The sequence below is a fragment of the Ignatzschineria ureiclastica genome, assembly GCF_003121845.1.
GTDB lineage: Bacteria > Pseudomonadota > Gammaproteobacteria > Cardiobacteriales > Wohlfahrtiimonadaceae > Ignatzschineria > Ignatzschineria ureiclastica.
In genome coordinates, this window is the sequence record NZ_QEWQ01000003.1 from 267,316 (window position 1) to 292,185 (window position 24,870).

A 24,870-nucleotide genomic window follows, 5' to 3' on the forward strand; every position below is an offset into this window, starting at 1 on the left:
CTATTCATTTGCACTAATTTGATTAATTTATAAAAATTATCAATCAATCGCAATATTGTCTATTTTTAATCAACTATTGTAAAGTAAGCTACACTGCTTTTACAAAATATACTCGAGAAGCAATATGAGTCAAGATAGTATAAGGAATCGTGCCCGCCCAATTGGCGACTACTTCAATAGGTAAATTGTCTCCAAAGATTTCGACAGATGATGACCAATACTCACGAGGTATATTGCGTAAATCAATCATCATCATATCCATCGCAGGTCGCCCAATAATCGGCGCTTTAAATGCCCCCACTAAAACATAAGCATCTTCACTAATTTCTCGGGGATAGCCATCAGCATAACCACAAGCAATCACCCCTATTGGCATCGTTTCTGGTGCAATAAATTTTGCACCATAACCCACACTCTCCCCTACTCGAATCTCCATAGAATGGATAATTTTAGACTCCAAACGAAGTAAAGGTTGAAGCCCAAAGTCCGCACCTACGGTATGATCAATGGGTGACACGCCATAGAGTGCAATTCCCATACGGACCAGATCATAATGAGTATGGGAGGCGGTTAAAATTGCTGCTGAGTTTGCTAATGAGAGGGGATATCCAAGAGTTTCTAATGGCTTCATATTTGCAATCTGCTGTAAGAATAGCGGGGAATCCCGTTCATCAGATGTTGCAAAATGGGTCATTAAAGTGATTTTTTGAATATTGGGAAGCGCTGTCAACTCTGCTAAAACACTTTCAACTAATTCAGGCTTAAAGCCTAAGCGATGCATACCGGTATCGACTTTTACAAAGACTTCTATCGGCATTGAAAACGTTGTCGCCTTAAGCATCTCTAACTGATGCAAATTACCAATTGTGATCCAATAACCCGCTTGCGCTGCCGAGGCATATTCTGCTTGAGAAAAGAGCCCCTCTAATAATAGAATCGGCAATTGACAACCTAATGCCCGAATAGCATCGGCTTCTTCTCGCATCGCAACAGCTAAACAATCAACCGATTGAGATAAGATAGGTAATAGATTCTCTACCCGATGACCATACGCATTCGCTTTCACAACTGCACAATGACGACTCTCAGGGGATTTAGACTTCAAAACAGCAATATTATTACGTAGCGCAGTTTCAGAGAAGTATGCAATTAGCGGTCTCATAATTACCTATCTATTTTATCTTATCGGTCAACTCCATTGACATAGAGAGTAGCCATGATAAATAACATTCAAGGATTATTAAAATCGATCAGAAATCGGAGATCTTATATCACAAATCCCAACTGAGAGTTCATAGCACTCTATGCATCCTGAAATAAGATACCACCATTTGCTTTCTGTAGTGCAATAAATTGTGCTGTCCAATCCCCTGCGATGATTTGTAAAATCGCATGATGCGTTAATAATTTATTGCTAAGCGCCTGTAATTTTGGGAAATCCGTCAATAAATCTTCAGCGCCTAATGAGAGAAGTACATCTTGACGAATAAAAAACGGTGCTAAAACAACATCTACCGCCGTCATACTTTCACCACTGAAGTAGGTACGGCCACAGCGTGCCTCAAGGATCGCTAATTTGTCATACATGACCGCCATTTGAGCCTCAACCTCTTCCATACTCTTTGCTCGCATACAGAGATGCTGAGGACCATAGAGCTCACCTGCAACGCCCGCCCAAGCCCGTTGAAGAGCTCGCTTAGCCGGTAATTTAGCATAGATAGAAGGGACTTTATGGAGCTCTTCTACATACTCAACAATCGCCATAGATTCAAAAAGTACTTCTCCTGTTGTGACTTTCATCACCGGTACTTTTCCAAGCGGAGACCATTCTTGAAACCACTCAGGAAGATCCGCATGAGGATCAAGCCAAATTGATTCAAAATCAATTGCTTTCTCATTTAAAGTAATTAAAACTCTTTGCACATAAGGACAAAATGGATAACCCACAACTTGATAACTCATACATTCTCCACTAACGATCGTTGTCGAATAACTCTAATTAAAATAAACCGCAAAGATAGGTAAATAGCTTCATTTAGTCTATCATATTAAGTTCTCAATAAGGCCGATTATACAAACTTCTATTACATTTCCAATAGATCTATTTAAAAATATTGACCTTACATGCATTTAACTTAGGTATATTTATATTTTATCCATACCTATATCACATTCATTGATGACAGATTTACTACGGAGGTGTTTCATGTCAATTTCCCTAAGTCGATTACGCGTTGAGGGCCAAGATGCGGCCACATTTTTACAAGGGCAAATTACAGCGGATATTCACCATCTTAACTTTATTGTGCCTTGCCAAACTGATGAGCGAACCACCGGACTTGCCGCGCTCTGTAATCGCCAAGGACGAGTCATTACCCTCTTTTGGATAATCAAAACAGATAATGGCTTTCATTTGCTTTTGCCCGCAGCGCTTGCTGAAAAAGTCGCACAATATCTCAAAATTTTTATTTTCAGAGCAAAAGTGACTCTAACTATTGAAGATGTCACAGAATCAGATCTTACAACCTTACCCTCTGAACTGATCATTCCTTGGATTACAGAGGGTAATAGTGAAGCTTATGTACCACAGATGTTAAGCCTTGATATTCTCGGAGCTATTAGCTTTAAAAAAGGGTGTTATACCGGCCAAGAGATCGTTGCACGTATGCAATATCTTGGAAAACACAAGCGTCGATTAGCATTGATTGAAGTCTCATCACAAGATGCGCTCGCAATCAACGGAAAGCTGATCACAACCGCAGAGAAAGATGCCGGAGAGATTGTCTATTTTGAGGGGAACAAGGCGCTTGTTGTCCTTAGACTTTCTGAGCGGAATGAACCACTCACTTTAATGGATCATCTAGAGGTGTCAGTAACATTACGCCATATATGGCATGATGAAAATGAAACAGATACTCTTGACAGTAATGATGAAAGTAGCGAGTAGAGTAGTGATGATGGAAATCATCATGAAGGCAGTAAAGTGTAGAATAACTGGCCAACAAAATAGTATGAAATTATTTGCATCAAGTCATATCAAGATGATGTAGATTACGCTAGAGTATTAACTAGTTTACCTATAGTCTTAGGAAGGAGAGAGTCAATTATGGCAAAACACATTGGAATATTAACTGCCGGCGGCGATTGCCAAGGTCTTAATGCGGCACTCCGGGGGATTACCCTCTCTGCGTTGAAAGAAGGATGGAAAGTCACCGGTATTCATGATGGTTTTGTGGGTCTTGCCGAAAAATCTCATAGCGAATTAACATTCAAAGATGTCTATGATATTGCAGGAATCGGCGGCACTATTCTCGGAACAGGACGAGGAGGTGGTCGAGCACGTAATACTGAAGAGGCGGTTCAAGCTTGTGTTGAGAGCTTTCATGAAATAGGGTTAGATGCTCTCATTTGCCTAGGTGGCGATGGTACACAGCGTTTTGCTTCTTATCTGCATGAGGCAGGAGTCCCTGTCGTTACGCTGCCTAAAACAATCGATAATGATATCGCCCATACCGATGTCACCTTTGGTTACGATACAGCAGTACACGTTTCTGCAATGGCCTTAGATCGCCTCCGTACTACTGCAGATTCCCATCATCGTTTGATGATTTTAGAAGTCATGGGCCGAGATGCCGGTTGGTTAGCTGCCGGTGCCGCACTAGCTGGGTCTGCCGATATCTGTTTAATTCCTGAAATCCCCTACTCGCTTGAAGCGATTGTTTCTTATATCAGAGAAAATATTCGTAATCGTCGTTCAGCACTGTTAGTGGTTGCGGAAGGCGCCATTTCACAAGAGAATTATCGGTTAGGTTTAACCCCGAAAAAACATGTAGAAGCGATTAAACTCGTTGATAGTATTCCTGAATTAACTGGCATGCAATCTCGTCTGACAACCTTAGGCTACGTCAGTCGAGGAGGATCCCCTACGGCAACTGACCGTATCTTTGCAACCCAATGTGGTACTAAAGCAATTGAGTTCGTCAAAGAAGGACGCTTCGGTGTCATGGTCGCAGAGCAAGGTCGTGTTCTTGTGCCGGTTCCCATTGAAGAGGTTGCCGGTAATCCTCGTCTGCTACCCGTTGATCATCCATTAATTGAGACAATGAAAGCCACTAATATCTGCATGGGCATCTAAATCAAATTAGGGGTTCCCTATTAATTTATCTCTATTGATTTAGGTCTATTGATCAAAGAAACTCATAGGGAAAAACTAGGATGTTATGGGAAAAACTGATACCATCCTATTCTTGTTTATTTGAAATGTATCAGAAGGTAATTAAGAGAGAGTATTATGAAGAAAATTATTAATACCGATCATGCGCCTGCAGCGGTAGGCCCTTATTCACAAGGTAATGCATTAGGTAACCTTGTCTTCACATCCGGCCAATTACCATTAAATCCTGAAACGATGAAGTTTCCTGAAGGTGGCATTAAAGAGCAAGCAGCTCAAGCACTCGAGAATCTCAAAGCAATTCTACAGGCTGCCGATGCAGATCTTTCAACTGTTTTAAAAGTCACTTGTTATCTTGATGATATCAATGATTTTGCTGATTTTAATGAAGTTTATACCGACTTTTTCGGGACAGAAAATGCACCTGCGCGCTCTTGCTTTGAAGTAGGGGCATTGCCAATGGGTGCTCTCGTTGAAATCGAAGCAATTGCTTACCGTAAAGAAGACTAATCTTCTCTAGATTAAGCAAACTCTAAAAGATGAGATTAATATTGTAACCATTACTACTATTAATCTCATCACATCAAAATATTTTGCAAATAATTAAAGCTGGTTTGAAGCTAGGAGAATCCTGTATCAAACCAGCTTTTTAATTAACCAGCTTTTTAATTTATTTTTGATGGGCTTTTTATAGTGAATTTGGTTTAAGAAAAATGGTTTTTCAACAGCTATTGTGGAGCTTTAAAAGAACATAAAGCCGCCCTAAACAGCAGTTGCAAGATGCCGGATAGAACAGTTTTCTTACTTCTTGCAACTGATTCACCGGCATTTGAATCAACTTATTTTAAACTGATATTACTATATAAGTCTCTATAGATCTTTATAGGCTTTGCCGATATTTAAATTGCTAGCAATTTATGAATACTTAAAGCCACTTCTTCCGTAAAGGCCTCCCAAGAAGCATGTTCCTCTTTAAAGAAGTGATATTGAATGAGAGGCTCTAATACTAAACCGGTATAGAGCGACACTAAACTCAATAGACTAATCGTCGAGGTAATCTCCCCCATCATAATGCCTTCCGATAAGACACTTTGCATCCAAAAGTGCGGTTTAAGATCATCCTCCACCGTTGGCCAAAATTTATATTGCGACAGTAATGCAAAGCGTACACTCTCCGGCTCAGCGGCATATAATTGATAGGTATAACGTTGCATATCTTGCAATCGTTCAATGGCGGTTCTCTCGCTATTTCCAGCGATTTTTTGAATCTCTGCAGTATACGTTCGGAGAATTAACCGGAAAAGATAGAGCGCCATCTCCTCTTTACTCTTAAAATGTTTATAGAGGGCCGCCTCCGATGTTCCCGCCTCACGGGAAATATCTCGTACAGAAACTAGATCATATCCACGTTCTGCAAATAGCGTTAAACTTGCTTCTAAATATCGGGATTTGCTCCCCTCAGCACTAAAATTAAATTTCATAAAAATACTCCCGAAAAGCTCATCAATGTTAACGACTATACAATTGTGTGATCAGATATAGATATAAACCATTTACGATATTCCTCCGCTTTCACATTATAAAAACAGAATAGTAAGGATATCAAAAAAGTTAACAATTGATTACTTTTTTCTTGACTTATAATTTCACAAACATTAACCTACTGAAGTTAACTATTGTTTACCTTAATGGAAGATACTTAATAAATAGTTGTTTCAATCATCCAATAAGATACTTAATAATATAGTCATATCATTCTCAATAGGAAAACTTCAAGATGAAATGGTTACTTCGTGTATTTTTTACCTTTTTTTACCGAATTAAAACAAATATTGCACCTGAAAGCCAGGACCAACAAGGTATTATCATCTGCAATCATCTTTCATTTTTAGATGGCATACTACTGGGACTTTTTCTACCTCAAACCCCCCTATTTGTCATTGATCGGTTAATTGCTGATCGATGGTATTTTAAATGGCCTCTAAAATTTGTACCGCACTTAACACTCGATCCAACACACCCAATGTCGATCAAAACCTTAATACAGGTCGCAAAAGAAGGACGAAGTATCGTTATTTTTCCAGAAGGTCGGATTACACTCACCGGTAGTTTTATGAAAATCTATGAAGGTGCGGCCTTTACAGCCTATAAGTCGGGGAAACCGCTTATTCCCGTCTATATAGAGGGCGCGGAAAAGAGCTATTTCAGTCGTCTTAAAGGCCTCGTAAAACAGCGTCTTTTCCCTCAAATTAAGATCACGATGCAAGCGCCGATTGAGATCACTATTCCATCGGCACTTAAAACTCATCAAATTCGGCACTATCTTGCCCAACTCACACAGGAAATTCTTATGAATACACGTCTTGATGTTTTCAATCCGACCTCTCTTTTTGCAAGTATTGTTCAAGCACGCGCCGATTTTGGTAAAGATAAGATCTGTATCGAAGATATTACCCGTAAACCTATGAGCTATCAAAAACTCATAGAATCCTCTTTAGCGCTCTCTCGTCTCTTCAAAAAAACGTCTCAAGAACAAGAAAGAATGGGAGTGCTATTACCTAATACGAATGCTGCAGCGATTACGATCTTGGGGCTCAATGCCATTAATCGTGTGTCAGCCCTCATTAACTATAGTGCCGGCATTGAGGGCGTTGATGCAGCCGTAACAGCCGCCGATCTCAAAACAATTATTACTTCAAAGAAATTTATTCAAGAAGCAAAGCTTCACGCCCTAGTCGCACATTTTCCCGATATTCAATGGATCTACCTAGAAGATCTAAAATCCTCACTCACTCTCAGAGATAAGCTTTGGGTTTGGTGGTGTCGCCGCCGGCCAATGAAGTATCTCCCAAAAGTCTCTGCCGATGACGAGGCGATTATTCTCTTTACTTCGGGTTCGGAAGGAAAGCCGAAAGGCGTTGTCCATACTAACCGTTCGCTTCTGACTAATGTCGAGCAACTTCGGACTGTTGCAGATTTTACGGCCAAAGATACTTTTATGGTTGTGCTCCCGCTATTTCACGCCTTTGGCTTAACAGCTGGCTTATTCACCTCGATTATTTCAGGTGCGAAAGCATTTCTCTACCCCTCACCGCTCCATTACCGCGTTATTCCTGAGATGATTTACGAGCTACAAGCCACTGTCTTCTTTGGGACTTCTACCTTTCTGCAAAATTATGCACGCTATGCTAAAGCCGCTGACCTCGCTTCCTTGCGTTACGTGGTTGCCGGCGCAGAAAAGCTTAATCAAACCGTTAAAGAGAGTTGGCAAGAGAAATTTGGGATTCGCATTTTAGAAGGCTATGGCGCAACAGAATGCGCACCGGTCATTACCATTAATGTCCCGAATGATTATAAAGAGAATACCATCGGCAAGATCTTGCCGGGAATTGAAGCAAAATTAGAAACGGTTGAAGGTATTGACGAAGGGGGCAAACTACTCGTCAAAGGCAATAATGTGATGAAAGGCTATCTACATTACCAAGCGCCTGGCGTTGTATCTAATGAGAGCCTAGCACAAAATGGGGGTTGGTATGATACCGGTGATATTGTCAAAATCGATGATGAGGGCTTTCTGACGGTGATTGGCCGCGCTAAACGCTTTGCTAAAATTGCCGGGGAAATGGTCTCTCTTGAAACTGCCGAACGTATTTTCCGCGAAGCCTATCCTGATTATCAACACGCCGCTGTGACGCGCGAAGATCAGAGTAAGGGGGAAGCCATTGTAATCTATACGACAGCGCCAATGGATACGGATCGCAAAGCGCTTGTTCAAACTGCAAAAGAGTTAGGTTTACCTGAATTAGCCATTAGTCGTGATATTCGTTTTATCCAAGAACTTCCAAGATTAGGTTCCGGAAAAGTAAGCTACCAAGCACTCCAAGCCCTTATTACTACCGATGCCGTCATAGTCGATGAAATTGAGAAGCAGATTGCCGAAGATAGTATGCAACATTTGATAGAAGCGGCGAAGAGAGAGAGCCGATCCTCTAAAAAAGAGAAAAAATCACAATCGGCTACGATCTCCCCAAAAACAACTCGAGCAAATTCTCAAGCAAAATCTCAAACAGACAACTAACAGTGCGTTTAAGGAAAAACAGCTATGAATCACGTTGATCTTCATCCCCCCTCGGCAAAGGAGAAACTCTTTAATCGAGGTATGATCACCATTCTCAATGCCCAGTTTTTCTCGGCATTTGCGGATAATGCGCTCTTCTTTGCGCTCCTAGAGATTCTGCAACAAGGATTATATGGCAAAGAGAGTACCTATATTTTACAAGGCACCTTTGCCCTCTTCTATATTCTCCTAGCACCCATTGTCGGCTATATCGCCGATCATATTGCCAAATCTCAGGTCTTAATGGTAGGCAATGGCATTAAGCTGCTCGGCGTTCTCCTGCTCTTTCTAGAGATTAATCCCTTTATCTGTTATGCCATTGTGGGATTCGGCGCTGCTGTCTATTCGCCGGCAAAATTTGGGGTGTTGAGTGAATTTGTTAGCGAAAAACTCCTGATTAAAGCCAATGGTCTAATCGAAGCTTCCACCATTATCGCGATTCTCTCCGGTGCCGCTTTAGGCGGATTATTAGCGGAACAGAATCTCTACTATGCTGTTGCTTTAACCATTGTGACCTACATTATGGCGGCGATCTTCAATTACTATATGCCCAAAATCGCGCCCCAAATGGGCCCATCATTAAAACCACAACTGATCTTCCAGCAATTTATGCTCGCTTTTCTTCGTCTATTTCGAGATCAAAAAGCACGATTTGCCATTATCGGCACAAGTCTCTTTTGGGCCGGCGTTGCAACCCTTAAATTACTGCTCAATGATTGGGTGCGGGATGTGCTTGGCGAGGGGACAGAAATGGTCTCACAAATGAGTGTGGTGGTCGGATTAGGTGTTATTATTGGTGCAGCATTTGCCGCCCTTGTCATTAAACCTGAGAGAACGCGCATTAGCCTTTGGGCCGGAATTGGAATGAGCTTAACCATTGTACTCTTTGTACTACAAAATAATCCCTACCTCACCTATATCACTCTGCTATTAATAGGCGCTTTTGGCGGCTGCTTTATGATTCCCCTCAACGCCCTACTTCAAACCCGAGGGGGATTATTTCAAAGTGTTGGTAGTGCCATTGCCATTCAGAATTTGATTGAGAATATCTTTATGCTCAGCTCCATCGCTATCTTTGGGCTTCTTACTAGCTTCGGATTCTTCTCCGTATTGACCTTAATGATTATTTTCGGTGGACTCTTTTTAGCGGCCATTATCGCACTCTTCTATGAAGCCTATTGCCATCAGATTTTTGCCCAAGAGGCCATCTAAAAAAGAGAGGCGTTGAACAACAAGCCAATACTGTCTACTTTTTAGCCAAAAAACAAAACCCTGCTCTTCTCAGGGTTTTTCTATGCTTTGCAAGTTTTGCCAATTTTACACAACCGTTATCCCGAAAGTTATCCACAGAAATTGGGGATTAATCCCCACAACTTGGGATAATGATTATTGGTTAATTCCTCACGCTTCATCAGCCAATCATTCAATACTTGGTTCAATACTTAAACAACAACTAAACCGCCTTTGGATAAGTAGCGACCATTGCACAGAGTCTTTCCGTCACTTGATAGCTCTTTTCAAAAGCGCTAATCGGCAGAAACTCAAAACGTGAATGGAAGTTCAATGCGCCGGTAAAATAGTTAGGCGTAAAGATCCCCCGTTTTGAGAGCGCAGAACCATCCGTTCCACCCCGCATCGGGATCACATTTTTAGGAATATCTAAGGCATCAAAAGTAGCAAATAAGGCATCTAGTGCTGTCTGATCAGTACCCATTGAATCTTGAATATTGCTATAGACATCGGTGATTTCACACACAATATTCGCGCGAGGATGACGCGCTTGAATCATCGCTACTGCCGACTCAATATACGCTTTACGTGCAGCATAACTTGTTTTATCAAAATCACGAATATTGATACGTAATACGGCTTCATTCGCATTACCATTTAAGGAAGTCAACCAAAAATATCCCTCCCGCCCCTCAGTGTGCTCCGGTGTATCTAAAGGATCAAAACAGCCCATTAGATCTTGTGCGACTCGAAGCGGATTGACTAACACATTTTTAGCAGACATAGGATGTGCTGTCACTCCGGTAATAGTAATTGCCACCGATCCGGCATTAAAGGTTTCATATACAATCTCCCCCTCTTCACAGCAGTCGATCGTATACGCAAAATCCACCTTAAATCGATCTAAATCCATCACTTTTGCCCCCCGCAGACCAATCTCTTCATCAGGAACAAAAGCCACATAGAGATCCCCCATCGGCGCACACTCTCCTTGTGATAAGCGCGATAATAGCTCCATCACAACCGTTACCGCCGCTTTATTATCAGCGCCCAATACACTTGTGCCGTCACTGAAGATAATCTCTTCACCAATATAACGCTCTGCTTCAGGATGTTCTTCCCGCTTAAACCAGATATTCTCTTGTCTATTTAAACAGAGATCTTCACCGTTATAATGTAACCGCTGAGGATGAATATCTGGCGACAATCCCACATCAACCGTATCCACGTGGGTAATAAACCCCATTGTCGGAACATTCTCAAGCTCCCCTTTACGAAATGCGGTCAAAACACCGTGCTCATCAATATGAATATCCGCAAGTCCATACTGCTCTAATTCTGTTGCTAATGCATTCACCATATTCCACTGACTTTCAGTAGAGGGAATGGTGGGCGATGAGGCACAGCTTTGGCTCTCAATGGCTAGATAACGGAAAAATCGCGTGGTTAACGCTTCACCTAATGACATTATAAATTCCTCTTGTTGATCCATTATCTGCCGAGTATTAACAATGTTACTCGGCAATAATGATCTCTTGTTTTCAAAGTATTACTAATTAATTCTCTCTTTCATTTGCCATCTATTGATACTCTCAATAGATCGCTCATCACTTACATATTCAGCCGATGACGATGATGATGAGGATGATAACTACGGTGTTGAGTGGAGTACCGGAATGGTATAACTACTCTCAAAACCTAGTGGAATATCCAAGCCCCAGAAAATAAAGAGCATCGCCGTTAAAACGATAAATAATCCCGCAGTATAAGGCAACATCATCGAACAGAGCGTACCCACGCCAGCTTTACTATAGTAACGAGCACAATACATAATAATAAGCGGATAGAATGGGAACATCGGCGTACTCACATTTACTGCAGAGTCACTGATTCTAAAGGCCGCTTGCGTCAATTCAGGGGAGATCCCTACCGCCATTAGCATCGGTACTAATACCGGTGCCATAATTGCCCATTTTGAAGTCGCTGAAGTAATCAGAATATTCACAATCCCGACTAAAGCAATCACTAATAATACCGTAAGTTCTGCCGGAATCTTCAAGGTAGTCAACATATCAGCGCCCGCTAATGCGATCAATTTACCGATATTGGAAAAATTAAAGGAGTAGAGGAACTGCGCCGCAAAAAAGGCAAAGACAATAAAAGGAATGAGTGATTTTGTGATCTCTTCCATCGCTTTCACGACATCATTACTTGAGGTAAATGACTTCGTAATAAAGCCGAAGATAATGCCCGGCACGGCAAAGAAGAGGAAGATCAATGGAACGATCATCTGCATAATGCCCGCTTGCGAGCTTGTCATACTTCCATTCGGCGCACGAAGTGGCGAGCTTTCAGGAATGAGGAGTAGCGCAACAATGACAATCATCGCAATCACTGAAAATCCTGCCCAGCGGAAACCCTTTTTATCGAGTTCCGTTACAGTGGATAATTCATCGGTTTCTGTGGCAGAGAGGGTTTTATCCATAGGGCAATTCTTATTTAACCAAGGCTCAACGATCTTCTCGGTGATATACCAACAGACTAAAATAACCCCAAAGGTACTGCCGAAACTCAAAAAGTAGTTTGCCAACACGTTAACATCATAAGTGGGATTGACAATCCTAGCTGCTTCTTGCGTAAAGCTCTGCATAATCGGATCGATCTTTGAGGGTGTAAAACTAGCACTAAACCCTCCGGCAAGTCCGGCAAAAGCAGTAGCGATCCCGGCGAGTGGATGACGACCTTTAGCATAGAACATCAGAGCCGCTACCGGCATTAATACTACATAAGCAGAATCGGACACAATATGTGCCACAATTGCCACAAAGACAACCGTCGGTGTTAAGAAGCGAGGCGAAATAAAGCCTAGCATCTTTTTAAGTGCGGTATTAATAAACCCACTACGCTCAGCAATTCCAATTCCCAATGTGGCGACAATAGTGATCCCAAGGGGAGGAAAGCTCATAAAGTTTTTAACCGTCGAGATAATAAAAGTGACGATATGATCATAAGTAAAGAGATTGATCACCTCAATTTTCGTGGGTGCAACGCCTTCAGCGTGTGAGGGTAAGTAGTAATCAAAATCGATAAATGAGAGTAAAAATGAGAGTATCCAACAGATCACTAATGCATAAATAAAGAGCATTGTGACGCTAGGCATCTTATTTCCAAATCGTTCTACGGTATTTAAAAAGCCCTTTTTCTTGAAAGGCTCAATTGTGTCTGCCATCCGAAATCCTTTTTCATAAACTATGTGTTAGCTCAATAACCTATAAAAAATAGCTGAGAAAAATTCTATTTAAAGAGAAATATCTCCTGAAATAAATCTATCTCCTCATCTACCCATATATACAGTATTAAAAAATACCCTATAGCCTTCAGGATTACTAGAGCAAATGATTATTAAAAATCTCTCTTTATTATTTTATATAAAATCAATAAGATAAAAAAACACTCTAAAAGCGGTAAACTTTTAGAGTGTTTTTTATAGTGCTTTAAATGCAACCTACTATTAGAGATCTCACTCTCCTAGCTTATCGCCGTCTTCTCCCACCGAGTGTGCCACGGACGATTTCATTGCTTAATTGCCGCATCAATTGCTTACTCGTCTGTTGCACTAATCCTTCTTGCTTCCCGCCTCTTGGGCCCGTTGAACCAAAGAGGAAAGCTTTTAACATACCAAATAGCCCTCCATCTGTAGGTTGAACCTTCTCTGCAGGATGATTCTCCGCTCGAGTCTCTACTGTCGCGGCAATCTCTGCTTCTTTGGCCGCTTCTAATTCCGCTTTTTCAAGCAGCTCATACGCAGATTCACGATCAACCATCTCCTCATAACGTCCATAGATCGAAGATTGATTAATAATCGCGTTAATCTCTGCCGGGGTTAATATTCCCATTCTTGATTCAGGCGCTAAAATAAAAGCGCGCTCAACAATATTCGGAGCACCTTTCCCTCCTAAGAAAGAGATCAATGCTTCCCCTGTCCCGAGCTCGCCTATCGCTGTTTCTGCATCAAAATCAGGGTTAGCCCGCATCGTTTGCGCAGCGGCTTTCACAGCCTTTTGATCTCGTGGTGTAAAGGCTCTCAAGGCATGCTGAATACGGTTGCCTAACTGCCCTAAAATATTATCTGGAATATCTAAAGGGGTTTGAGAAATAAAGTAGATTCCAACACCTTTTGAACGAATCAATCGAACGACCTGTTCAATCTTATCGAGTAATGCTTTCGGCGCATCCTTAAAAAGTAAATGTGCTTCATCAAAAAAGAAGACGATTTTGGGTTTATCCATATCGCCCACTTCCGGCAATAATTCAAATAGCTCTGACATCGTCCACAATAAGAACATCGCATAGAGCTTAGGTTGATGATATAACTTCTCTGCAGAGAGAATATTAATCATCCCTCTACCCTGACTTTCACGCATAAAATCAAAAATATTGAGATTAGGCTCCCCAAAAAAACGTTCTGCCCCCTCCATCTCTAGCTGTAAAAGCCCTCTTTGAATTGCCCCAATCGATGCAGAAGCAATATTACCGTACTCTTTTTGTAAAGATTTTGCATTATCTGCCACATAACGCGTCATCGCTTTAAGATCTTTAAAATCAATGAGGAGTAAGCCATTGTCATCAGCAACTTTAAAAATAATATTTAAGATGCCGAGCTGAACCTCATTTAATCCCATCAATTGCCCAAGAATCAATGGGCCCATATCAGATACCGTTGCTCTAACTGGGTGTCCTTTTTCGGCAAAGACATCCCAAAAGGTCACAGGATTATCATGAGGTTCCCAATCATTATATCCGGTTGCATCTAATCTCTCTTGCAACTTCGGGTTAAGAGCACCTGCAGCGGCAATGCCAGAAAGATCCCCCTTAACATCCGCCATAAAAACAGGAACACCTATTTTAGAGAAACTCTCTGCTAATTTTTGTAGCGTGACAGTCTTCCCTGTTCCCGTTGCCCCTGTAATGAGTCCATGACGGTTTGCTAAGTTTGATAACAAATTCAATTCTTGATGATCTGCCGTTTTAGCAATTAAGAGAGGGTAGCCACTCATGATGATCTCCTTATCCGATATTTCCATATTAATTAATTACTGACTAATAACTACGATTTATCATTGATAAATAAAGGAGAATTGTACTAAATAAAGCGTAAATAAGAGATAATTTACTGTATTTAATAATAAATTTTGATTAGTTCTTGAAAGTTTTCACTAAACAATGAACTTTAACAAAAGATCTTACTTATTAAGCCTTTCATCATCCATTTCAATAAAATTTTGTCTTTTAGAAACAATATATTAAAAATAAGCATTACCTAAAAATGTATATCAATACTAATTAATTCTTGATAATACGCTATTTATAAGCGATACTACGGCCTCAAATTATTTTGTGTTAATAAACTTGTTCTATCTTATGGTAAATCTAGTTTATTAACTATCCTCGTTAGGTGAGGCTCCTATATGGAGGCAAGCTACTGCCCAGAAACGTCGAGAGACACCAACGGGTCAGCAGAAACTGTCGAGCTAAGGCAGTATCTAATGTAGCCGAAAGTCTTATTTTCAATCTATCTATCATATATTGAGTAGATTATAAGCCACTTTCATGCCATATAGTGCTAAAGCTGTACGAAAGAGGAGAGATCGCTGGTAAAGCCGATCGCTTTATGGCATAAACACCCTCCTCACGCTGTGGTTGGGTGTTTTTTTCGATCTCAAAATAGACTGATCATCTATTCGCTCTTTGCTCATGGATACCTGCGTTGGCTGAGGCGCCCAGCTACGCTTAACAAAATATAATTTATGCAAATAAAAGATAGGAGTTAAGCTAATGGTACAAGACCGCAATCAAAAGTTTGGCATTGAGACCGCAGGGTCTATGATGTCAGATGACTTCATCACTCTTCCTATGAGAGATACAGTTGATCAAACAATCGACTATCTCCGTAAGACACTCTATCAACGGGAAGATATTCACTACATTTATGTCTTAAATGATGACAAATTACTCGTGGGCGTTATCGCTATTCGTGAGCTTTTAGCTGCGAAAGGGGAAGCAACCCTCCAAGAGATCATGAAGACTAAAGTTAAAACCTTATCTCCTGATATCGACCAAGAGCAAGTTGCACAACTCTTCCAAGAAACTGAGCTCGTGACGATTCCTGTCGTAGACTACTCTCAACATTTACTCGGCGTTGTTCATATGGATCAAATGCTTGATGTTATGGAACAAGAGGGTACTGAAGATATCTATCGCATGGCATCGATTAAAAGTGATGATTTCGATAGTCAAAATATCCTCACTGCGACAATCGGCCTGCTCTATCGTAAACGGGTTGCTTGGTTGATTATTCTCGTCTTTATGAATATCTTTTCAGGTGCAGGAATTGCCACTTTTGAAGAGTTAATCGAAAGTAATGTTGCCCTTGTCTTCTTCTTACCACTTCTCGTCGATAGTGGAGGTAATGCCGGTGCTCAGTCTGCAACACTTGTGATTCGTGCAATGGCATTAGGGGAAGTACGCATGAAAGACTGGTTTAAGATGATCAGTAAAGAGATCCTTGTATCAGGTCTACTCGGCTTTACTATGGCACTTGCGGTTTCACTCATCGGTATCTACCGCGGTGGCCCTGAAATTGCCTTTGTTGTAGCCTTAACAATGGTGGGTGTTGTTATGATCGGTAGCTTAATCGGCCTTTCACTCCCCTTTATCTTCAGTAAATTAAAAATGGACCCTGCGACAGCAAGTGGACCGCTTATCACCTCTATTTGTGATATTGTCGGTGTCTTTATCTACTTCGGTATTGCAAGTGCATTTATCACGTTAGGTTAAGACCTACACTACAAAGTGGTCAGTTTAACCTCTATCAAATACTACCTGAAAAGGTAACCCTTATTTTTACTCAATGATAGATATCGTGTTCTCCATAAGAAGAGCGATCTTCACCAAACAACTCTTCTTCACGATCATTGGGTAAAAATCGTAGGTAATATTAAGATTCTCATCTAGCCTATCAGGCTATAACATATTTAAAGAATTCTCTGTTACTTACACCTTTTAGTCCTAGACATTCATAATAATAACAACAAGTCGATAATATTTTTTACAGTAGTATTTTTACTGCAATATGTAAAATCCCAAAGTATTAAGCTTTGGGATTTTTTTATCTTATGATGCCGCTCATTCTGACATCTTACGAGATTTTGGCGCCAGGTTTTAACTCACCTAATGACGTTAAAAGTGCCAATGATTCATCTGTAGAAGCCGATAAGATCATTCCTTCACTTACCCCAAAACGCATCTTACGAGGCGCTAAATTCGCCACAACCACCACATAAGCTCCAACGAGAGCTGCCGGATCTTCATAGAATTTACGAATTCCTGAGAAGATTGTCCGAGGACGCGCCTCCCCTAAATCCACTTGGAAAGTGAGTAATTTATCGGATCCCTCTAGGAAATCACACTCTAGGACTTTCCCTAAACGCAGATCAACTTTCGCAAAATCATCGATTGTAATATAGTCTCCATCTGCTTGAGCGCCTTTCTCTTGAATCGATTTCTCTTTATCTGCTTTGACCTTTTCCACTTTTCCCTTATCGGATTTTGCAGACTGCGCACTATCTTTACGCTCTGTACTCAACGCCTCTTTATTCGCTTCGATTAAAAGATCGAGGTCTTTACGATTTAAACGTGTCATCAAATGGGTATAGGGTTCCACTTGATGCCCTGCTTTCAATCCTTGCTCTAAATCAGCATAAGAGAGCGGTGCAATATTGAGGAATGATTCTACCCGCGCCGCTACCACAGGAATCACTGGCTTGAGATAAAGTGTCAAAATTCTAAAGGCCTCTAAATAGCCCGTACAGAGATTTTGAAGTAATTCTCGCTTACCCTCATCTTTTGCTACTTCCCAAGGTTTCATTTGGTCAAAGTGCTCATTCACTGCATCACACGCTTGAGAAATTTCCCGCAAACTTGCCGCAAAATTACGTTGCTCAAAACCTGCTTGAATACGGGGCGCGCGCTCTTTTAATGACACGATCAGTTCTGCTGTTTCTGGTGCAATGTCCCCTAAAGTATTCTCAAACTCTTTCGCAATAAAACGGCTAGTCCGAGAAGCGATATTGATATATTTACCGATCAAATCAGCATTCACACGATTCACAAAATCTTCTAAATTGAGATCAAAATCATCAATTGCTGCACTTGATTTAGCGGCAAAATAGTAACGCAACCATTCAGGATCTAAATTTTGACTAATATAAGAATTTGCCGTAATAAAAGTCCCTCGAGATTTACTCATTTTAGAACCATCAACCGTTAAGAAACCATTGATCGCATATTGTGAGGGTACACGATGACCTGAAAAATTGAGCATTGCCGGCCAAAAGAGCGTATGGAAGTACATAATATCTTTACCGATAAAATGTACCATCTCTGTTCCTGCCTCTTTTGCCGCTTCTCGTTTGACAAAACGATCAAACTCAATGCCACCGGTTTTATCGCAATAGTTTTTGAAAGAAGCAAAATAGCCGATCGGAGCATCTAACCAAACATAGAAATATTTGTTCTCGGCATTCGGAATAGGGAAACCAAAATAGGGTGCATCTCGAGAGATATCCCAATCAGAAAGCTTACAATCTCCCTCTTCTCCAATCCATTCCCGCATTTTATTCGCAGCTTCAGGTTGCAAGCGAGATTTATCTTCTAAGAACTCACGCAAGAAAGCCACACAACGAGGATCTGAGAGTTTAAAGAAGAAGTGCTCTGAAGGACGCATTACCGGCGTTTTACCAGTAACTACAGAGAATGGATTAATAAGCTCAGTTGGGCGATAGGTTGCACCACACACTTCGCAGTTATCCCCATACTGATCTTTTGCGTGACATTTCGGACATTCACCTTTAATAAAACGATCAGGCAAGAACATTTTCCGCGTTTCATCATAGAATTGCTCAATCGTCTTTGTTTCAATGAGATTCTCCGCTTGAAGTGCAAGATAGATCTCTTCTACTAAAGCTTGATTCTCTTTTGAGTGAGTGGTGTAGTAATTATCAAAGTTGATATAGAAACTATCAAAATCAGCAGAGTGTGCCGCATGCGCTTTCGCAATCAATTCTTCCGGCGTAATGCCTAAAGCGTCAGCTTTAAGCATAATCGGTGTACCATGAGTATCATCTGCACAGATATAGTAGACATCATTCCCTAATAATCGCTGAAAGCGCACCCAAATATCCGCTTGGGTATAACCTAAAAGATGCCCTAAATGGATATCACCATTGGCAAAGGGCAAAGCATTTGTCACTAAAATCTCTCTCTTTTGTTGCATACTCTACTAATTCCTATTTATCTGTGTAATGTGTGATACGATCTATACTCACATTAGCAAAATGAGTGCTTATGCACTAATTTATTATTGAATCTTCTATTGAATCTATTCATAACCGAGCCAATCAATGATGCTCAGCGATCAAAAGCTATCGTTCTATTAATAATACAGCGACTTGTGCGGCAATTCCCTCTTCTCGACCGACAAACCCCATCTTTTCCATTGTCGTTGCTTTCACGTTGATATCATTCATTGAAATCGCTAAATCTCCGGCGATAATCTGCTCAATCGCTTCTCGATGTGGCAAAATTTTAGGGCGCTCTGCGAGTACTGTAATATCGATGTTGCCAATTCGATAACCTTTATCAAATACCAACTTATAGGCTTGTTTTAGCAATACTCGACTATCCGCACCTTTAAATGCGGGGTCTGTATCAGGGAATAATGTCCCTATGTCGCCCGCCTTTGCCGCACCTAAAATCGCATCCGTTAAAGCGTGTAAGACAACATCTCCGTCAGAATGCGCTTTAAATTTTTTGTGAAAGGGGATTCGTACCCCACCAATCATCAAATGATCACCCTCTTCAAAAGTGTGAACATCAAATCCAAATCCTATCCTCATACTTCTCTCGCTGTAAAATAGAGGCGCATTAATTCAAGATCCTCGGGATAAGTAATCTTTAAATTATGGCTATAACCTCGATATAGTTGGGGAAATAGGCCATTATACTCCAAAATCGAGGCTTCATCTGTGACATTTACGCCATCCCTTAATATTTTTTCACTTGCGTTCAACAACACTCCTAGCTTTGCTGCTTGCGGTGTTTGCGCTAACCACAAGGTCGACCGATCCTCTGTTCTGATAACTCTTCCGGTCTCATCCGCTCGCTTTACTGTATCCTGCGCCGGCATCGCCATAATCAACCCTGCTTCTGGTTGTGTTGATACTAAATGATCGCAAAAGAGGGCTAATTCCGAAGATTTTAATCCAGGTCTTGCCGCATCATGCACTAAGACCCAAACATCATCGAGAGACTTCCCTGCTTTCGATAACCGATTAGCCAAATACTGAAGCCCTGCTGTAACGGACTCTGTTCGAGTTTCTCCACCGATCGTCTCCCATAATCGCTCACTTTCAAGTGGCAACGGTGTTGGATCTCCCTGAGACCGTACAACTACACCGCCGGCAATGGCATCTACCGATAAGAAGAGAGAGAGCGTATGATAGAGCACGCTCTTCCCGGCAAGCATTAAGTATTGCTTAGGGCAATCTGCTCCCATTCGGCTTCCTACTCCCGCCGCGGGGATGACAAAATAAATTTCTGGTATCGCTACTTTCTCTACCATTAATGCTTCCTACCTTGATATAAAGTGATCATCGTTAACTTCTCTCCTTATTTCTCTTTATCAATCTCACAATATCCCCTATGATGAAGCAGATACTTTTTTTATCACACTTTTTAAGCGCTACTTTAAAATAAAAGGGAATGATGATGATTAATAAGAATACTCAGCTCTGCATCTCTCTCTCCGGCCGCCCCGGCAACTTTGGGACATTCTTTCATAATTACCTTTATCAACAATTAGAACTCGATTATATCTACAAAGCTTTCTCTACTCGCAATATTGAAGATGCAATTAAAGGGGTTCGTGCTTTAGGTATTAGAGGCTGTGCAATCTCTATGCCCTTTAAAGAAGCAGTAATTCCCTTAGTCGATCAGATCGACCACTCAGCAGCAGCCATTGATTCTATCAATACTATTGTCAATAATGACGGAGAACTCTTTGCCTATAATACAGATTATATTGCCGTAGTTGAACTTCTTAAAAAGAATCAAATATCGCCTGATACCCCTTTTATTCTCAAGGGAAGTGGCGGAATGGCAAAAGCGGTAGCCGGTGCGCTATATCATCAAGGTTTTAAAAATGGCACAATTGTTGCCCGAAACAAGCAAAAAGGGCAAGATATTGCGGCACTCTATCAATTCTCTTATAGCGCCACAGAACCCTCTCTTAAAGAAGCACAAGCAATGATGCTCATCAATGTCACTCCCATTGGGATGCAAGGTGGCGAAGAGGTCAATGATCTTGCCTTTACTCAAGAGAATATCGAACACGCATCTATCATCTTTGATGTTGTAGCACTCCCTGTAGAAACACAGATGATTAAACTCGCACAACAGCTTAATAAAATCATCATTAGCGGTGCAGATATCGCCGTCATTCAAGCATTAGAGCAATTTGCCCTTTACACAGGCATTCGCCCCTCTTCAGATCTCGTAAAAGAGGCCTCAACATTTGCACGAAGCCGAGCCTGATTTTCAATTGGTCAGTGAAATCCACATTACATCTTTACTTTTTATCTTTACTTTGTATCTTTATAACTATAGTCAATTTGGTTTAAGAAAAATGGTTTTTCAACAGCTATTGTGGGGTTTTTAAAAAAACATAAAACCATACTAAACAACACTTGCAAGATACCGGATAGAACGGCTTTCTTATTTCTTACAGCTGATGCGCCGGCATTTGAATAATGCTTATTTTGGATCAATCTTACGATAATAAAAACCTCAGCTCCTAAAAGCTGAGGTTTCGTGCAGTGTGACATATTTAAGGGTTAGTTTAAATATCAACACTCATAAAATTAAATTTTTAATGACTTTTGCAAAAGCAACGCCTTATGATCGTCATTCATCCTGCAATGACGATAGAGTTTCAACAATTTCTATTTTTGTAAAGGAAAATGCTCACGACTTTCGTCTACTCTTTCACGCAATAACTTACCTGGTTTAAAATGTGTGGTGTATTTACCACTCAATTTTACTGCATCCCCTGTTTTAGGATTACGGCCAATTTTAGGCTCACGATAACGTACTGAGAAGCTACCAAAGCCACGGATTTCGATGCGGCCACCCTTTCCTAATGTATCTGTAATATGCTCTAAAATTTTCTTAACACTTTTCTCAATTTCAGAAACTGAACAGTGTGGGTATTTTGCGCTAAGTTTTTGAACTAATTCTGATCTTGTCACAGCATTTTCTCCTTGAAATTCATGCGTTACGTTTTATAAAAAATATTGATATTTGGTAAATATATGTATATTTTGACAAATAATACAATTTATCACGTCATTTCGCAAGATTTGGAAACAGGATTCTATACTTTTTTTTGTTGTGAAATCAAAGCTATCAAAAGAGAAAGCCACGGAAAACGCGTTCCCGTGGCTTTTTGATTACATTTTTTTACACTTTATAGTGTTAGTTGAACTCGAACAATTATTGTTGTTTTAATTGCTCTTTTAAGAGATCCCCAAATGTTGCACCAACTTGTTGGTCATTTGCATATTCAGCGATATCTTGTGCACTCACTTCGTCTACTGCTTTTACAGAAAGAACGATTGAGCGGTTACGGCGGTCAACGCTTACGAAACGAGCTTCAACTTCATCACCCACATTGTAAACGTTACGAACGTCTTCAACGCGCTCTGAAGAGATCTCTGATGCACGAAGGTTACCTTCAACACCATCACCAAGATCAACAACTGCGTATTTTGCGTCAACTTCAGTTACAACACCTTTCACTAATGAACCTTTCTCATGTTCTGCTAAGAATGAAGAGAATGGGTCTTGATCAAGTTGTTTGATACCAAGAGAAATACGCTCACGGTCAGCATCCACTGCTAATACCATTGCTTCGATCTCGTCGCCACGATTGTATTCACGAATCGCTTCTTCTCCAGGAACACTCCAAGAGATATCAGATAAGTGAACAAGACCATCAATACCGCCTTCAAGGCCGATGAAAATACCGAAATCAGTGATTGATTTGATAGTACCTTTGATCTTATCGTTTTTGTTGTATTTAACCGCAAACTCTTCCCAAGGATTAGGCATACATTGCTTCATACCAAGAGAGATACGACGACGTTCTTCATCGATATCAAGTACAACTACGCCCACTTCTTCTCCAGCTGTAACAACTTTAGAAGGGTTAACGTTTTTGTTTGTCCAATCCATTTCAGATACGTGAACAAGACCTTCGATACCTGGTTCGATCTCAACAAAACAACCGTAATCAGTAATATTAGTAACTTTACCTTTGGTTTGAAGTCCTGCTGGGAAGCGCATTGCGATATCTTTCCATGGATCTTCACCAAGTTGTTTAAGACCTAGAGATACACGGTTACGTTCTTTGTCAAACTTAAGAAGTTTAACTTCGATCTCTTGGTTGATCTCAACGATTTCAGAAGGATGACGAACACGTTTCCAAGCCATATCAGTGATATGAAGAAGACCATCGATACCACCAAGGTCAATAAACGCACCGTAATCAGTGAGGTTTTTAACCACACCTTTAACCACATCGCCTTCCTCAAGATTTTTGAGAAGCTCTTCACGTTCTGCAGAATACTCTTCTTCAAGTACCGCACGGCGTGAAACAACGATGTTGTTACGCTTTTGATCAAGCTTAATAACTTTAAGCTCAAGCTCTTTACCTTCAAGGTAAGCGATATCACGAACAGGGCGAACATCTACTAATGAACCAGGTAAGAACGCGCGCTCTGTACCGATATCCACAGTAAAACCACCTTTAACGCGACCAGAGATAACACCTTTAATGATTTCATCATTTTCAAGTTTTTTCTCAAGGAACGCCCAAACTTCTGCACGTTTCGCTTTCTCACGAGAAAGACGTGTTTCACCGAAACCATCTTCAAGTGATTCAAGGACAACATCAACTTTATCGCCAACTTGAACTTCTAACTCACCATTCAAATCTTGGAATTGTTCAGCAGGGATACGACCTTCACTTTTAAGGCCCGCATCAACAATTACAAAACCGTTTTCGATTTTAACAACTGTTGCTTTAATGATTCCACCGATTTCACGTGCTTGTTCTTCGGCAATTGATTGTTCAAATAAATCTGCAAAACTTAATGACATATATATTTAAAATGCATAGGCCACGTTGGATCAGATAGGATCTCGATTCTATCGTTTCAAAGATCACTGTGATCTGCCTACGACTTGTTTAAGGGTAATAAAAAATCATAGATCGAATGAGATTATTCTCGTGAAGTGATCTATGAAACCTGCTTTTTATCCTAGGAACCACAAGGGGAATACCTATTATTCTCCGCTTTAAAATGCTATTACTCAACGTTGAACACATCAGCGTTATACAAATAGACTAATTAGGGAAACGCTCTACGACCGCATCCCACGCTTTTTGTAAAACCTCTGCCACTGTTAAGTGGGAAGTATCAATAATGAGTGCATCCTCTGCAGCGACTAAAGGCGAGGCTGACCGCGTCCGATCTCGCTCATCTCTTGCTTCTACCTCGGATAAAATCTGCTCTATATTAGCGCAAATACCGCTTTCTAACAACTGTTTATGCCGTCTTTTTGCTCGCTCTGTTGCACTCGCTGTCAAAAAAAGCTTCAAAGGTGCTGTAGGAAAGACCACTGTTCCCATATCCCGACCATCTGCAATCAGCCCTGGCATCTGTGCAAAATCTCGTTGTCGCTGCAATAAATGACTGCGAACTTTAGGATGTTTTGCGACAATCGAGGCCATATTTCCGGTTGTTTCAGCCCGCACTTTACCGGTTACTTTTTTCACACCAAGATAGATCTCTAACCCCCCATTTTCAATCTTAAAGGTTAAAGGTAGATTCATTGCAAGACCCGCGACCTCATCTTCTGCTTCAAGATCGATATTTTGAGATTCTGCAAAAATAGCTAGCGCCCGATAAATTGCACCAGAATCTAAAAAATGCCAACCTAATTTTTGAGCTAATTGTAACGATAGCGTGCCCTTCCCGACCCCACTTGGGCCATCTACTGTAATAATATTTTGCATAGATCTATCCTAGTTGTTATGAAATCTATTTTTATCAAAGATTCTGTCACAGCGCTTTTTCAGGAACTTTCCATCCATGAAAGCACTATTATTGTCCACTTTATGCTATCCTAATAGCCGTATCGATTTTTAATAAATCAATTATAAAGACGTATA

Annotated in this window: 19 protein-coding genes and 1 riboswitch; of the genes, 7 read left to right on the top strand and 12 right to left on the bottom strand. The window is 40.8% G+C overall.

Annotated features, from left to right (window positions below; translation table 11 throughout):
- Window positions 1-88: 88 nt before the first annotated feature.
- The gene (gene alr, locus DC083_RS05120; protein WP_109189167.1) at window positions 89-1,162 is read right to left on the bottom strand and encodes an alanine racemase; all 1,074 of its coding nucleotides are present in this window, start codon (window positions 1,160-1,162) and stop codon (window positions 89-91) included.
- A 140-nt stretch (window positions 1,163-1,302) separates the two neighbouring features.
- Window positions 1,303-1,962, bottom strand: coding sequence for a glutathione S-transferase family protein (locus DC083_RS05125; RefSeq protein ID WP_109189168.1), 660 nt, complete (start codon window positions 1,960-1,962; stop codon window positions 1,303-1,305).
- Window positions 1,963-2,206: 244 nt separating this feature from the next.
- On the opposite strand from DC083_RS05125, the gene ygfZ reads away from it, so the two are divergent.
- From ygfZ to DC083_RS05140, 3 genes are all read left to right on the top strand, one after another.
- Window positions 2,207-2,947: a CAF17-like 4Fe-4S cluster assembly/insertion protein YgfZ gene (gene ygfZ / locus DC083_RS05130; protein WP_189364591.1), complete on the top strand. Its 741-nt coding sequence runs from the start codon at window positions 2,207-2,209 to the stop codon at window positions 2,945-2,947.
- Between the two features lie 159 nt (window positions 2,948-3,106).
- Window positions 3,107-4,135 (top strand): 6-phosphofructokinase, encoded by a 1,029-nt coding sequence (locus DC083_RS05135; protein ID WP_109189170.1) that lies wholly within the window; start codon window positions 3,107-3,109, stop codon window positions 4,133-4,135.
- 156 nt (window positions 4,136-4,291) lie between these two features.
- Window positions 4,292-4,681 carry a RidA family protein gene (locus DC083_RS05140; RefSeq protein WP_026878804.1) on the top strand — a complete coding sequence of 130 codons (390 nt, stop codon included), beginning with the start codon at window positions 4,292-4,294 and terminating at the stop codon, window positions 4,679-4,681.
- Window positions 4,682-5,070: 389 nt separating this feature from the next.
- Here the strand turns inward: DC083_RS05140 and DC083_RS05145 are convergent, their stop codons facing one another.
- Window positions 5,071-5,652, bottom strand: coding sequence for a TetR/AcrR family transcriptional regulator (locus tag DC083_RS05145; protein ID WP_109189171.1), 582 nt, complete (start codon window positions 5,650-5,652; stop codon window positions 5,071-5,073).
- Window positions 5,653-5,948: 296 nt separating this feature from the next.
- Between DC083_RS05145 and aas the strand changes: the two genes are divergently transcribed.
- Both aas and lplT read left to right on the top strand, forming a co-directional pair.
- On the top strand, window positions 5,949-8,249 hold the full coding sequence (gene aas, locus DC083_RS05150) for a bifunctional acyl-ACP--phospholipid O-acyltransferase/long-chain-fatty-acid--ACP ligase (RefSeq protein WP_109189172.1): 2,301 nt from the start codon (window positions 5,949-5,951) through the stop codon (window positions 8,247-8,249).
- A 24-nt stretch (window positions 8,250-8,273) separates the two neighbouring features.
- Window positions 8,274-9,500: a lysophospholipid transporter LplT gene (lplT, locus tag DC083_RS05155; RefSeq protein ID WP_109189173.1), complete on the top strand. Its 1,227-nt coding sequence runs from the start codon at window positions 8,274-8,276 to the stop codon at window positions 9,498-9,500.
- A gap of 241 nt (window positions 9,501-9,741) precedes the next feature.
- On the opposite strand, the gene pepT is transcribed toward lplT, so the two are convergent.
- From pepT to DC083_RS05170, 3 genes are all read right to left on the bottom strand, one after another.
- Window positions 9,742-10,986, bottom strand: a complete 1,245-nt coding sequence (pepT, locus tag DC083_RS05160; protein ID WP_189364593.1) for a peptidase T — start codon at window positions 10,984-10,986, stop codon at window positions 9,742-9,744.
- A 183-nt stretch (window positions 10,987-11,169) separates the two neighbouring features.
- Window positions 11,170-12,747, bottom strand: coding sequence for an AbgT family transporter (locus DC083_RS05165; RefSeq protein ID WP_109189175.1), 1,578 nt, complete (start codon window positions 12,745-12,747; stop codon window positions 11,170-11,172).
- 304 nt (window positions 12,748-13,051) lie between these two features.
- Window positions 13,052-14,575, bottom strand: a complete 1,524-nt coding sequence (locus tag DC083_RS05170) for a helicase HerA-like domain-containing protein (protein WP_109189176.1) — start codon at window positions 14,573-14,575, stop codon at window positions 13,052-13,054.
- 383 nt (window positions 14,576-14,958) lie between these two features.
- Window positions 14,959-15,167, top strand: a riboswitch (M-box (ykoK) riboswitch).
- A gap of 186 nt (window positions 15,168-15,353) precedes the next feature.
- On the opposite strand from DC083_RS05170, the gene mgtE reads away from it, so the two are divergent.
- On the top strand, window positions 15,354-16,355 hold the full coding sequence (gene mgtE, locus DC083_RS05175; RefSeq protein WP_109189177.1) for a magnesium transporter: 1,002 nt from the start codon (window positions 15,354-15,356) through the stop codon (window positions 16,353-16,355).
- Between the two features lie 361 nt (window positions 16,356-16,716).
- Here mgtE and metG read toward each other — a convergent pair whose 3' ends face one another.
- The 3 genes from metG to ispD all read right to left on the bottom strand — a co-directional run bounded on the left by metG (window position 16,717) and on the right by ispD (window position 20,199).
- Window positions 16,717-18,852 carry a methionine--tRNA ligase gene (gene metG, locus DC083_RS05180; protein WP_109189178.1) on the bottom strand — a complete coding sequence of 712 codons (2,136 nt, stop codon included), beginning with the start codon at window positions 18,850-18,852 and terminating at the stop codon, window positions 16,717-16,719.
- A gap of 148 nt (window positions 18,853-19,000) precedes the next feature.
- Window positions 19,001-19,474 (bottom strand): 2-C-methyl-D-erythritol 2,4-cyclodiphosphate synthase, encoded by a 474-nt coding sequence (gene ispF, locus DC083_RS05185; RefSeq protein ID WP_026878811.1) that lies wholly within the window; start codon window positions 19,472-19,474, stop codon window positions 19,001-19,003.
- Entirely contained in the window at window positions 19,471-20,199 is a 729-nt protein-coding gene (gene ispD / locus DC083_RS05190; RefSeq protein WP_109189179.1) for a 2-C-methyl-D-erythritol 4-phosphate cytidylyltransferase, read from the bottom strand. Before ispD ends, ispF begins: the two co-directional genes overlap by 4 nt.
- Before the next feature lie 146 nt (window positions 20,200-20,345).
- On the opposite strand from ispD, the gene DC083_RS05195 reads away from it, so the two are divergent.
- Window positions 20,346-21,170: a shikimate 5-dehydrogenase gene (locus tag DC083_RS05195; RefSeq protein WP_109189180.1), complete on the top strand. Its 825-nt coding sequence runs from the start codon at window positions 20,346-20,348 to the stop codon at window positions 21,168-21,170.
- A 407-nt stretch (window positions 21,171-21,577) separates the two neighbouring features.
- Here DC083_RS05195 and DC083_RS05205 read toward each other — a convergent pair whose 3' ends face one another.
- The 3 genes from DC083_RS05205 to cmk form a co-directional block, all read right to left on the bottom strand.
- Complete coding sequence (locus tag DC083_RS05205) at window positions 21,578-21,883, bottom strand: integration host factor subunit beta (protein WP_026878814.1); 306 nt, start codon at window positions 21,881-21,883, stop codon at window positions 21,578-21,580.
- A gap of 244 nt (window positions 21,884-22,127) precedes the next feature.
- A complete protein-coding gene (rpsA, locus tag DC083_RS05210) occupies window positions 22,128-23,795 on the bottom strand; it encodes a 30S ribosomal protein S1 (protein WP_109189182.1) in 1,668 nt (555 codons plus the stop codon).
- A 247-nt stretch (window positions 23,796-24,042) separates the two neighbouring features.
- Window positions 24,043-24,714 (bottom strand): (d)CMP kinase, encoded by a 672-nt coding sequence (gene cmk / locus DC083_RS05215; RefSeq protein WP_109189183.1) that lies wholly within the window; start codon window positions 24,712-24,714, stop codon window positions 24,043-24,045.
- Window positions 24,715-24,870 lie beyond the last annotated feature (156 nt).

Excerpts from the sequence above, each read along its gene's own strand:
- mgtE (WP_109189177.1), top strand. The coding sequence starts at position 15,354 with ATGGTACAAGACCGCAATCAAAAGTTTGGCATTGAGACCGCAGGGTCT.
- rpsA (WP_109189182.1), bottom strand. The coding sequence starts at position 23,795 with ATGTCATTAAGTTTTGCAGATTTATTTGAACAATCAATTGCCGAAGAA.
- DC083_RS05140 (WP_026878804.1), top strand. The coding sequence starts at position 4,292 with ATGAAGAAAATTATTAATACCGATCATGCGCCTGCAGCGGTAGGCCCT.
- cmk (WP_109189183.1), bottom strand. The coding sequence starts at position 24,714 with ATGCAAAATATTATTACAGTAGATGGCCCAAGTGGGGTCGGGAAGGGC.
- lplT (WP_109189173.1), top strand. The coding sequence starts at position 8,274 with ATGAATCACGTTGATCTTCATCCCCCCTCGGCAAAGGAGAAACTCTTT.
- aas (WP_109189172.1), top strand. The coding sequence starts at position 5,949 with ATGAAATGGTTACTTCGTGTATTTTTTACCTTTTTTTACCGAATTAAA.
- ispF (WP_026878811.1), bottom strand. The coding sequence starts at position 19,474 with ATGAGGATAGGATTTGGATTTGATGTTCACACTTTTGAAGAGGGTGAT.
- DC083_RS05170 (WP_109189176.1), bottom strand. The coding sequence starts at position 14,575 with ATGAGTGGCTACCCTCTCTTAATTGCTAAAACGGCAGATCATCAAGAA.
- DC083_RS05125 (WP_109189168.1), bottom strand. The coding sequence starts at position 1,962 with ATGAGTTATCAAGTTGTGGGTTATCCATTTTGTCCTTATGTGCAAAGA.
- DC083_RS05145 (WP_109189171.1), bottom strand. The coding sequence starts at position 5,652 with ATGAAATTTAATTTTAGTGCTGAGGGGAGCAAATCCCGATATTTAGAA.
- DC083_RS05135 (WP_109189170.1), top strand. The coding sequence starts at position 3,107 with ATGGCAAAACACATTGGAATATTAACTGCCGGCGGCGATTGCCAAGGT.
- ygfZ (WP_189364591.1), top strand. The coding sequence starts at position 2,207 with ATGTCAATTTCCCTAAGTCGATTACGCGTTGAGGGCCAAGATGCGGCC.
- pepT (WP_189364593.1), bottom strand. The coding sequence starts at position 10,986 with ATGTCATTAGGTGAAGCGTTAACCACGCGATTTTTCCGTTATCTAGCC.
- DC083_RS05195 (WP_109189180.1), top strand. The coding sequence starts at position 20,346 with ATGATTAATAAGAATACTCAGCTCTGCATCTCTCTCTCCGGCCGCCCC.
- ispD (WP_109189179.1), bottom strand. The coding sequence starts at position 20,199 with ATGGTAGAGAAAGTAGCGATACCAGAAATTTATTTTGTCATCCCCGCG.
- alr (WP_109189167.1), bottom strand. The coding sequence starts at position 1,162 with ATGAGACCGCTAATTGCATACTTCTCTGAAACTGCGCTACGTAATAAT.
- DC083_RS05165 (WP_109189175.1), bottom strand. The coding sequence starts at position 12,747 with ATGGCAGACACAATTGAGCCTTTCAAGAAAAAGGGCTTTTTAAATACC.
- metG (WP_109189178.1), bottom strand. The coding sequence starts at position 18,852 with ATGCAACAAAAGAGAGAGATTTTAGTGACAAATGCTTTGCCCTTTGCC.